The sequence below is a fragment of the Mesorhizobium sp. M7A.F.Ca.CA.001.10.2.1 genome (genome assembly GCF_003998575.1).
GTDB lineage: Bacteria > Pseudomonadota > Alphaproteobacteria > Rhizobiales > Rhizobiaceae > Mesorhizobium.
Genome location: NZ_RZQY01000186.1, coordinates 1 through 9,537, shown reverse-complemented (window position 1 = coordinate 9,537; position 9,537 = coordinate 1). Strand labels below are relative to the sequence as shown.

Sequence of the window (9,537 nt, the reverse complement as noted above, 5' to 3'; positions counted from 1 at the left end):
CGTCATCAATGACGCCACCGCCTATGACGCCTGTCACAATCCGCTGGTTCTCGTCATCACCAAGCGGCAACTGGCTCGCAAAGGCAGTGCCGCGGTCTTCTTCGATCGCCAATCGGCGACCACGCCGGCGACAATCAGCTTCGCGGTGAACAGCCCATATCGGCCCTGGCACACGCAACGCAAATACTCTCGTGAGGCGAGGGGGCTGGCACCCTTCAAGAAACCCGAGAAGCCAGCGGCCAACCCGCAGCCGCCTCAGTAGCGGCGGATGAGGCCGACGAGCTTGCCTTGCACCTTGACCCTGTCTGGGCCGAAAATACGGGTTTCATAGGCCGGATTGGCGGCTTCGAGAGCGATGGAAGCGCCCTTGCGGCGGAACCGCTTCAGCGTCGCTTCCTCTTCATCGACCAGCGCCACGATGATCTCGCCGGGGTTCGCCGTGTCGGCATTACGGATGATGACGGTGTCGCCGTCGAAGATACCGGCCTCGATCATCGAGTCGCCCTTAACCTCCAGCGCATAGTGGGCGCCGCCCATGATCATGTCCGGCGGCACCGAGATCGAATGCGTCTGATGCTGGATGGCATCGATCGGCACACCGGCGGCGATACGGCCCATGACCGGTATCGACACGGCGGAGACCGCATCGTCATCATTGCCGGGCGAGGGCATCCGCGAAGGCGCCGGCTTGATCTGCCGGCCAAGGGCACCACCCTGACCGAGACTGCCCTGGATGACGCTTGGCGAAAACTTCTTTGCCGCGTTGAGGCCGGGCGCGATCGAGTCCGGCAATCGCAGCACTTCCAGCGCGCGTGCCCGGTTGGGCAACCGGCGAATAAAGCCGCGCTCCTCAAGTGCGGTGATCAGCCGATGAATCCCGGATTTGGAGGCAAGGTCGAGCGCCTCCTTCATCTCGTCGAAGGATGGCGGAATGCCGCTCTCCTTCAGGCGTTCATGGATGAACATCAGCAGTTCATGTTGCTTGCGTGTCAGCATGGCGGCCCCCAGATTACCTGAAACCAGAATCGAAAAACAAACCCAGAACAAACACTATCTGTTCCAGTTGTGTTCTGCAACCGTTTAAAGTTTAATGAATTTGTTAAGGCTGCTGAAATTATTTGGGCTTGCCAGCGGGTCGCGATCGACAGGCGCCAACCACGGCAATGCGCCTGCTCACATTGAAACCATTATGGTTAATGACCTGTGGCTCATCCTCGACCCAAGGCTTGGCATCATCTGCCGATCGACCTCCACAAGGGACGCTATCAATCTTCGGGACGTTCGTTTGCCGTGAACGAAACGGAGCCAAAACGCCAACGTCTGTTGGCATTTGTGGCTGGAATCAGCCCTCCGTCATCTGCCGGGCAGTGAGGGCGGCGACGGCAAATCGCGGGGATCGTTGCGTCAGGTAACGGCTTCCTTGACGGCGAAACGCTGGTCCTTCCATGCGCCCGTGCGCAGAATGTCTTCTAGCACTTGAACCGCCAGCCACACATCCTTGTAGCCGATATAGAGGGGCGTGAAGCCGAAACGGATGGTCGATGGCGCGCGAAAATCACCGATGACGCCGCGCTCGATCAGCGCCCGCATGATTTGATAGCCGTGATCGTGAAGGAACGACACCTGGCTGCCGCGCCTGGTCGCGTCGCGGGTGGTCTCCAGCGTGAGGCCATAGGCGCCGCACTTTGCTTCGACGAGCTGGATGAACAGTTCCGTCAGCGCGACGCTCTTTTTTCGCAATGCCGCCATGTCGACGTCGTTCCAGATGGCAAGCGCGCCTTTGAGCGCCCGCATCGACAGGACCGGCTGGGTGCCGCACAGAAAGCGGCGGATACCGGTGCCGGCAACATACCCCCGTTCGAAGGCAAAGGGCCGCGCATGGCCCCACCAGCCGCTGAGCGGCTGGCTGATATCGCCGTGATGGCGCTGCGCGGCATAGATGAAGGCCGGTGCGCCCGGACCGCCGTTGAGGTACTTGTAAGTGCAGCCGATGGCGAAATCGGCATTTGCGTGATCGAGCTCGACGGGCAGGGCGCCGGCGGTGTGGCATAGATCCCAGACGATCAGCGCTCCGGCCGCATGAGCCTTGCGCGTCAGCGCCGCCATGTCGCGCAGTTCACCCGATTTGTAGTTGACGTGGTTGACCAGCACCACCGCGACGTTTTCGTTGATCAGCTCTTCGATAGTGGGCGCGTCGACGCCCGCGAGGCGCAGCAGGACGCCGTCCCGTGTCGAGGCCACGCCTTCGGCGATGTACAGGTCGGTGGGGAAACTGTCACCCTCGGCGACGATGACCGACCGGCCCGGCCGAATCTCCAGCGCCGCATGCAGCACCTTGTAGATGTTGGTCGACGTCGTGTCGCAGACGACGGTCTGGCCGGCCGCGGCTCCAATCAGGCGTCCGAGTTGATCGCCGAGTTCGATCGGCATCTCGAACCATCCGGCCGTATTCCAGGCTCGGATGAGGTCCTGGGCCCATTCCTGGGTTGCCGCCTGCTGCAGCTCGCCGAAAACGGCATGAGACGCTGCCCCCAGTGAATTGCCGTCGAGATAGATCACCCCCTCCGGCAGAATGAAACGGTCGCGCATGGCCCGCAGCGGATCTGTGGCATCCATCGCTTCGACTGCGGCGAGATCAGGAAATCCACTCATGGTCAGTCAGTCCCCGGTTGTTCGCGAAGGGTGTTCCGCCGCCGCGCGTCGCTGTTTTCATTTCGACGATGTCAGAGCCGGGTGCGGACCGTCCACAGTTCCGGGAACAGCACCACCTCGAGCATCTTCTTCAGATACGAAGCACCCGACGTGCCGCCGGTGCCGCGTTTCAGACCGATGATGCGCTCAACCGTGGTGACGTGGTTGAAGCGCCAGCGGCGGAAATAATCCTCGAAGTCGACCAGCTTCTCTGCCAGTTCGTAGAACATCCAGTAGCGCTGCGGATCGCGGTAAATGGTTTGCCAGGCGACCAGCACCTCTTCATTCTCGGTTCGCGTCTCACGCCAGTCCGTGCGCTTGGCATCGGCACCGATGTCGAATCCGTTGCGCGCAAGCAGCAGCAGCGCTTCGTCGTAGAGCGATGGTTCGGTCAGGATCGCTTCCAGCTTTCCGCTCAGGTCGGGCCGGTGCTTGTGCGGCCCGAGCATGGCCAGGTTGCGGTTGCCGGCCATGAACTCGATGGCGCGATACTGCCAGGACTGGAAACCCGAGGACTGGCCGAGCGCGTCGCGGAACTCGGTGTATTCGCTCGGCGTCATCGTCCGCAGCACATCCCAGGCATTGTTCAGCTGCTCGAAGATCCGCGCAACGCGCGACAGCATCTTGAAGCTCGGCTCGAGCCGGTCGGCGCGGATGGAACGGATCGCGGCTCCAATCTCGTGTAGAGCGAGCTTCATCCAGAGTTCGGAGGTCTGATGCTGGATGATGAACAGCATCTCGTCATGCGCCGATGACAGCGGCGTCTGGGCCTCCAGCACTTTCTCCAGGTGCAGGTAGTCGCTGTAGGACATGCGCTCCTTGAACGACATCTGGGCGCCTTCGGACGCCGGATCGTATGGCTCGCTCAATCGATTTTCTCCGTGCGCAGCCGGAAGCGCTGGATCTTGCCGGTCTGGGTCTTGGGCAGAGCGGCGATGAATTTTACCGATCGCGGATATTTATAGGGCGCGATCATTGCCTTGACATGGTCCTGCAGGCGCTTGGTGGTGAGGGCGTCGGGCGCGACGCCCTGCGCTAGCACGACATGCGCCTCGACGATCTGGCCGCGCTCGGCGTCCTCGGCGCCAATGACAGCGCATTCGGCGACGTCCGGGTGCGCCAGCAGCGCCGCCTCGACCTCGGGACCGGCGATGTTGTAGCCGGCGCTGACGATCATGTCGTCGGAGCGTGCGGCGAAATGGAAGAAGCCGTCCTCGTCCTGCGTGAAGGTATCGCCGGTGAGGTTCCAGCCGTCGCGCACGTATTCCTTCTGCCTGTCATCGGCCATGTAGCGGCAGCCGGTCGGTCCGCGCACCGCAAGCCTGCCGGTCGCGCCGCGTGGCACCTCGCGCATCTCGTCATCGACGACGCGCGCCTCGTAGCCGCCCACCGGCTTTCCGGTCGACGCGGGCTTCATGTCGTCAAAACGGTTGGAGATGAAGATGTGCAGCATCTCGGTGGCTCCGATGCCGTCGAGGATCGGCTTTCCGGTCTTTTGTGTCCACACTTCGAAAACGGGAGCAGGCAAGGTTTCGCCGGCCGAAACGGCGACGCGCAGCGATGACAGGTCCGCTCCTTCATCCATGGCCTTCAGCATGGCGCGGTAGGCAGTCGGCGCGGTGAAAGAGATCGTCGCTTTGTAGGTCTCGATGATGTGGATCATGTTGGGTGGCGTCGCCTGCTCCAGCAGCGTCGCCGCCGCACCGAAGCGCAGCGGGAAGATGGCGAGTCCGCCAAGGCCGAAGGTGAAGGCCAGCGGCGGCGAGCCGACGAAGATGTCGTCCGGCGTCACCTCCAGGATTTCGCGGGCGTAGGCGTCGGCGATGATCAGCAGGTCGCGGTGGAAATGCATCGTCGCCTTCGGAACGCCTGTTGTGCCCGAGGTGAAGCCGAGCAGGGCAACATCGTCGCGGCCGGTGTCGACTGCGGTGAACGTCACCGGCTTGTCGAGAGCGGCACGATCGAGTTCAGCATCATGGTTGGCGGTGCCGTCGAAACCGATGACCTGCTTGAGGAATGCGCTGTCCTTGGCGCAGGCGGTCATCTCGTCCATCAGCCTGGTGTCGCAGAGCGCGACGGTGATTTCCGCTTTGTCGACGATCTTGGCGAGTTCGCCGGCGCGCAGCATCGGCATGGTGTTGACGACCACGGCGCCAACCTTGGTGGCGGCCAGCCAGCAGGCGACCATGGCGGGGTTGTTGGCCGAACGGATCAGCACCCGGTTGCCGGGCTCGACCCCATAATTCTCGACCAGCGCGTGGGCCAGCCTGTTCGTCCAGTCGGACAGTTCCTTGTAGGTGCGGCGGCGGCCATTGCCGATCAGCGCGGTGTGGTCGCCCAGGCCTTTCTCGACCAGCCTGTCGGTCAGTTCGACACCGGCGTTGAGGCGTTCGGGATAGTCGAAGCCGTCGAGCAGGATTTCAGGCCATTGCTCCGGCGGCGGCAGGTGATCGCGCGTGAACGTGTCGATATGCGCTGAAGGCCCAAGCATGTCGCCGCTCTCCTGTCTGCTGGACGGCCAGTGCGCGAGGCGCCTGACCAGTGATCTGAAGGTCCTGCTTTTTTTGAGGAGGCTTCGTGCCGCAAGTCGCGCCTTGCTCGACGCCACCCGAACGGGGTGACCATTTGCAGGCTTCGGGCAGCACAGCAGACCTCCCATTGTCGGCTGTTCGTGCGGGCAGGATCGCACCAGTCGAAATTTGTTTCAAGCCTAAAATGTTTTTGCCCTAGAGCATTGACGCATGGCGTGGCGGTGGCCATTGCTAGCGGAACAGCGATGCCGTTTTTGGGGAAGGGCGCAGATGTTCGAACGTCACATCGTCGATTGGGATGATGCCTATGCCAACGGTGCGAATATCGCCGGCAGCGACCGATGGCCGGCCGCGTGGGTGGAGCCTGCGCAAGCGTTTCGTGACGCACTCTCGGCGCAGGGCCGGGCACGGCTCGACATCACCTATGGCGATGGGCGACGCAATCGGCTCGATCTCTTCCTCCCCAGCGCCACGCCCAAAGGGTTGGTGGTGTTCATCCATGGCGGTTACTGGAAGGCGTTCGACAAGAGTTTCTGGTCGCATCTCGCCAATGGTGCGGTCAGCAGCGGCTTTGCCGTGGCGATGCCGTCCTACACGCTGTGCCCGGACTTACGCATCGCCGGCATCGTCCAGGAGATCGGCGTGGCGATCGGCAAGGCGGCGGCAATGGTCGACGGGCCGCTGATGCTGACCGGACATTCGGCCGGCGGCCATCTTGCCAGCCGGATGGTGACGACAACCACGTCTCTGACGGACGATGTGGCGCGGCGCGTGCGCCATGTCGTTTCGATTTCGGGTGTCCACGATCTGCGTCCGATCATGCGCACCGAGATGAACGCGACTCTGGCCATCGACGAAGATGAGGCGCTGGCTGAAAGCCCGGCGCTGCTGCGGCCCATGGATGGTGCCCGCATCACCTGTTGGGCCGGTGGCGGCGAGCGCGCCGAATTCCTGCGCCAGAATGCGCTGCTTGCCAACATCTGGACCGGCCTCGGCGCCACCACCGGCACCGTGGTCGAGCCTGACCGGCATCATTTCAGCATTGTCGACGGCCTTGCCGATCCGGCGCATCCGCTGACCCGCGCCTTGATATCGGAATAGCGCCGACGTAATTTTCTGTTTGTTATTAATGGTTTGTTCTGCGCTGCTTCAGCGCAGCATCAGTACGCTGCAAGCCTCGCCAGCAGCTGCTGCGGGGGCAAACGGCGCCCGCACGATCAGCCCGTTGGCGTCGGCCAGCATTCTCAGCATCGAGGAATCCTGGATACCGAACGGCGTCGCCACCAGCGCGCCGTCATCTTCCCTGACCACCGCTCGCACATAGTCCTGGCGCAGATCATTGGCCGGCATGGCGGCACCCAACCGTGCCGGACGTATGTCCTGGCGATGATTGCGGCCGCCGAGCCGCGCCAGCAGCGGCTTCAGGAACAACTGCGAGCAGACCAGGCTTGCCACCGGATTGCCGGGCAGGCCGATGCACCTGATATCGCCGAGGCGGCCGAACATCAGCGGCTTGCCAGGACGCATGGCGATCTTCCAGAAGCCGAGCGTCATGCCTTCGCCGGTCAGCACGTCGTGGATCAGGTCGTGATCGCCGACCGAGGCGCCACCAAGCGTCACAATGACATCCGCACCGGCCGCGACCGCTTTTTGCACCAGTTCGGCGATAGCCTCCTTGCGATCGGCGGCAATGCCGAGATCGAGCGCGCGGGCGCCGACCGAGTGTGCGGTGGCGGCGACGCCATAGGCATTCGATGAAATGATCTGGTCCGGGCCGAGATCGCTGCCCGGCGGCAGCAATTCGTCGCCGGTGGCGATAATGGCGACCAGCGGCCGTTTCACCACGCTGACCCGAGGATGGTTGGCCGATGCTGCCAGCGACAGTGCCGCCGGGTCGAGCAAGCGGCCTTTTTCCAGCAGCATGTCGCCTGTTGAAAAATCGAGCCCGATGCGGCGGATATTGCGCCATTGCGCCGTTGGCTCGGTCACTTCGATTTCGCCGCCGCCGAGATCGCGGACATTCTCCTGGATGACGATGGTGTCGGCGCCTTCGGGCAGCGGCGCGCCGGTGAAGATGCGCACGGCCTGCGTCTGGCCGACCGTGCCGTCGAAGCCACGCCCAGCCGGCGCCATGCCGATCACCGACAGCCTGGATGGGACCGACGTGACGTCGGCGGCGCGCGCTGCATAGCCGTCCATGGCGGAAGCATTGAAAGGCGGCTGGGTGCGAAGTGCTACGACCGGTTCCGCCAGAACACGATCCACAGCCTCGAACAGGGGAACGCTTTCGCCGGCTAGAGGCGCCGCGCCATCAAGCAGGCGTTCAAGCGCCTCCGCGATAGGAACCAGCGCCATCAGGCGCTCGCCTTGTAGTCACCCGACTTGCCACCGGTCTTTTCGACCAGGCGGATGCCGGTGATGACCATGGCGCGGTCTACTGCTTTGGCCATGTCGTAGATGGTCAGGCAGGCGACCGAGGCAGCCGTCAGCGCTTCCATCTCGACACCCGTCTTGCCGGTGACGCGCGCCAGTGCGGTGACCTTCAGGCCCGGCAAAGCATGGTCGGGCTCGATGTCGACGGAAACCTTGGTCAAAAGCAGCGGGTGGCAGAGCGGGATCAGTTCATGCGTCTTCTTCGCCGCCATGATACCGGCGATGCGCGCAGTGCCGAGCACATCGCCCTTCTTGGCGTTGCCGGCGAGGATCATCTTCAGCGTCTCGGGCTGCATCGCGACAAAGCCTTCGGCGATCGCCGTGCGCGTTGTTTCGTCCTTGTCGCCGACGTCGACCATGTTGGCCTCGCCCTGCGCGCCGAGATGGGTAAGGCCCGATACCATCGTCAGATGGCCTCGGCCAAAGCCTTGCCTGTCAGAAGCAGGCGCGTCGCCGCGGTGACGTCCTGTTGCCGCATCAGGCTCTCGCCGACAAGAAAAGTGCCGATGTCGCTCTTTTGCAGCCTGAGGCAGTCGTCATGCGAGAAAATACCGCTCTCGCTGACCAGCAAGCGGTCGGCCGGAACCATCGTCGCCAGCCGCATGGAAGTGTCGAGGCTGGTCTCGAATGTGCGCAGATTGCGGTTGTTGATGCCGATCAGCCGCGACGACAGTTTTAGCGCGCGCTGCGTCTCGGTCTCGTCGTGCACTTCGACCAGTGCATCCATGCCGAGTTCGAAGGCCGTCGCCTCGAGCTCGCTGGCCAGGACGTCGTCGACACTGGCCATGATGATCAGGATGGCATCCGCGCCCCAGGCGCGGGCTTCGTAGACCTGATACGGATCGAACAGGAAATCCTTGCGCAGCGCCGGCAGCGCGACGGCGGCTCGCGCCCGGGTGAGAAATTCGGGCGCACCCTGGAAGGACGGTGCATCGGTCAGCACCGAAAGACAGGCAGCACCACCCTTGGCATAGGCCTGCGCCAGCGCCGGTGGATCGAAATCGGCACGGATCAGACCCTTGGAAGGGCTCGCCTTCTTGATCTCGGCGATTAGCGCGAAGGCGCCGGATTTGCGCTTCGCTTCCAGTGCGGCAAGAAAGCCGCGCGGTGCGTCGGCGTCTTTTGCCCGGGCCTTGATTTCGGCCAACGGCACGCGTGCCTTTGCTGCCGCGATTTCGTCGCGCTTGTAGGCCTCGATATTGCGAAGAATGTCAGACACGCTCTATCCGTTATCCGTTCGAAATCTCGACCAGCCTGTCGAGCACTCGCAGGGCACGGCCGCTATCGATGGCTTGCGCCGCCGCCGCGATGCCGTCGCCAAGCGTCGTCGCCTTGCCGGCCACAACCAGTCCTGCACCGGCGTTCATCAGCACGGTGTCGCGATAGGCGCCGGCGGCGCCGCCCAGCATATCGCGCAAGGCCTTGGCGTTGTAGTCCGCATCGCCGCCACGCAATTCGTCCTTGCTGTGGCGCGGCAACCCAACCGCTTCAGGCGTCAGGGTGAAGCTGCGGATCTCGCCGCCGATCAGTTCGGCAACCTGCGTCTCGCCGGTGGTGGTGATCTCGTCATAGCCGTCGCCATGGGCAACCCAGACATGCTCGGCACCCAGCGCCTTCAGCGTCTCGGCAACCGGCAGGATCCATTCCGGCAGGAACACACCGACCAGCTGCCGCTTGACGCCGGCCGGATTGGAGAGCGGCCCGAGCAGGTTGAAGATGGTGCGGGTGCCGAGCTCGACGCGAGTCGGGCCGACATGCTTCATCGCCGGATGGTGCGCAGGCGCGAACATGAAGCCAACGCCTGCCTCGTGGATGCAGCGGCCGATGAATTCGGGCGAGATGTCGATCTTGACGCCGAGCGCAACCAGCACGTCGGCTGCCC

General features: G+C 63.4%; 9 protein-coding genes and 1 pseudogene. 2 read left to right on the top strand and 8 right to left on the bottom strand.

Annotated elements, in window-relative coordinates; genetic code table 11:
* Nucleotides 1-262 (top strand): annotated as a pseudogene (locus EN964_RS14290) (competence protein); the annotation flags it as partial.
* On the opposite strand, the gene lexA reads toward EN964_RS14290, so the two are convergent.
* From lexA to EN964_RS14270, 4 genes are all read right to left on the bottom strand, one after another.
* Nucleotides 256-996 (bottom strand): transcriptional repressor LexA, encoded by a 741-nt coding sequence (lexA, locus tag EN964_RS14285; protein ID WP_127272195.1) that lies wholly within the window; start codon nt 994-996, stop codon nt 256-258. The pseudogene EN964_RS14290 and the gene lexA sit on opposite strands and share 7 nt — an antisense overlap.
* A 408-nt stretch (nt 997-1,404) precedes the next feature.
* Nucleotides 1,405-2,652 carry a kynureninase gene (gene kynU / locus EN964_RS14280; protein ID WP_127272194.1) on the bottom strand — a complete coding sequence of 416 codons (1,248 nt, stop codon included), beginning with the start codon at nt 2,650-2,652 and terminating at the stop codon, nt 1,405-1,407.
* Between the two features lie 71 nt (nt 2,653-2,723).
* On the bottom strand, nt 2,724-3,560 hold the full coding sequence (kynA, locus tag EN964_RS14275; protein WP_127270200.1) for a tryptophan 2,3-dioxygenase: 837 nt from the start codon (nt 3,558-3,560) through the stop codon (nt 2,724-2,726).
* The gene (locus EN964_RS14270) at nt 3,557-5,182 is read right to left on the bottom strand and encodes an AMP-binding protein (RefSeq protein ID WP_127270202.1); all 1,626 of its coding nucleotides are present in this window, start codon (nt 5,180-5,182) and stop codon (nt 3,557-3,559) included. Before EN964_RS14270 ends, kynA begins: the two co-directional genes overlap by 4 nt.
* Nucleotides 5,183-5,492: 310 nt before the next feature.
* Between EN964_RS14270 and EN964_RS14265 the strand changes: the two genes are divergently transcribed.
* Nucleotides 5,493-6,323: an alpha/beta hydrolase gene (locus EN964_RS14265; RefSeq protein ID WP_127272193.1), complete on the top strand. Its 831-nt coding sequence runs from the start codon at nt 5,493-5,495 to the stop codon at nt 6,321-6,323.
* Nucleotides 6,324-6,371: 48 nt separating this feature from the next.
* Here EN964_RS14265 and glp read toward each other — a convergent pair whose 3' ends face one another.
* From glp to trpD, 4 genes are all read right to left on the bottom strand, one after another.
* Nucleotides 6,372-7,577 carry a gephyrin-like molybdotransferase Glp gene (gene glp / locus EN964_RS14260; RefSeq protein ID WP_127272192.1) on the bottom strand — a complete coding sequence of 402 codons (1,206 nt, stop codon included), beginning with the start codon at nt 7,575-7,577 and terminating at the stop codon, nt 6,372-6,374.
* Nucleotides 7,577-8,059, bottom strand: coding sequence for a cyclic pyranopterin monophosphate synthase MoaC (moaC, locus tag EN964_RS14255; RefSeq protein WP_127271357.1), 483 nt, complete (start codon nt 8,057-8,059; stop codon nt 7,577-7,579). Before moaC ends, glp begins: the two co-directional genes overlap by 1 nt.
* 2 nt (nt 8,060-8,061) lie before the next feature.
* Entirely contained in the window at nt 8,062-8,874 is an 813-nt protein-coding gene (gene trpC, locus EN964_RS14250) for an indole-3-glycerol phosphate synthase TrpC (protein ID WP_127271355.1), read from the bottom strand.
* A 10-nt stretch (nt 8,875-8,884) separates the two neighbouring features.
* The coding region (gene trpD, locus EN964_RS14245; protein ID WP_127276469.1) for an anthranilate phosphoribosyltransferase at nt 8,885-9,537 on the bottom strand (653 nt) is incomplete at its 5' end.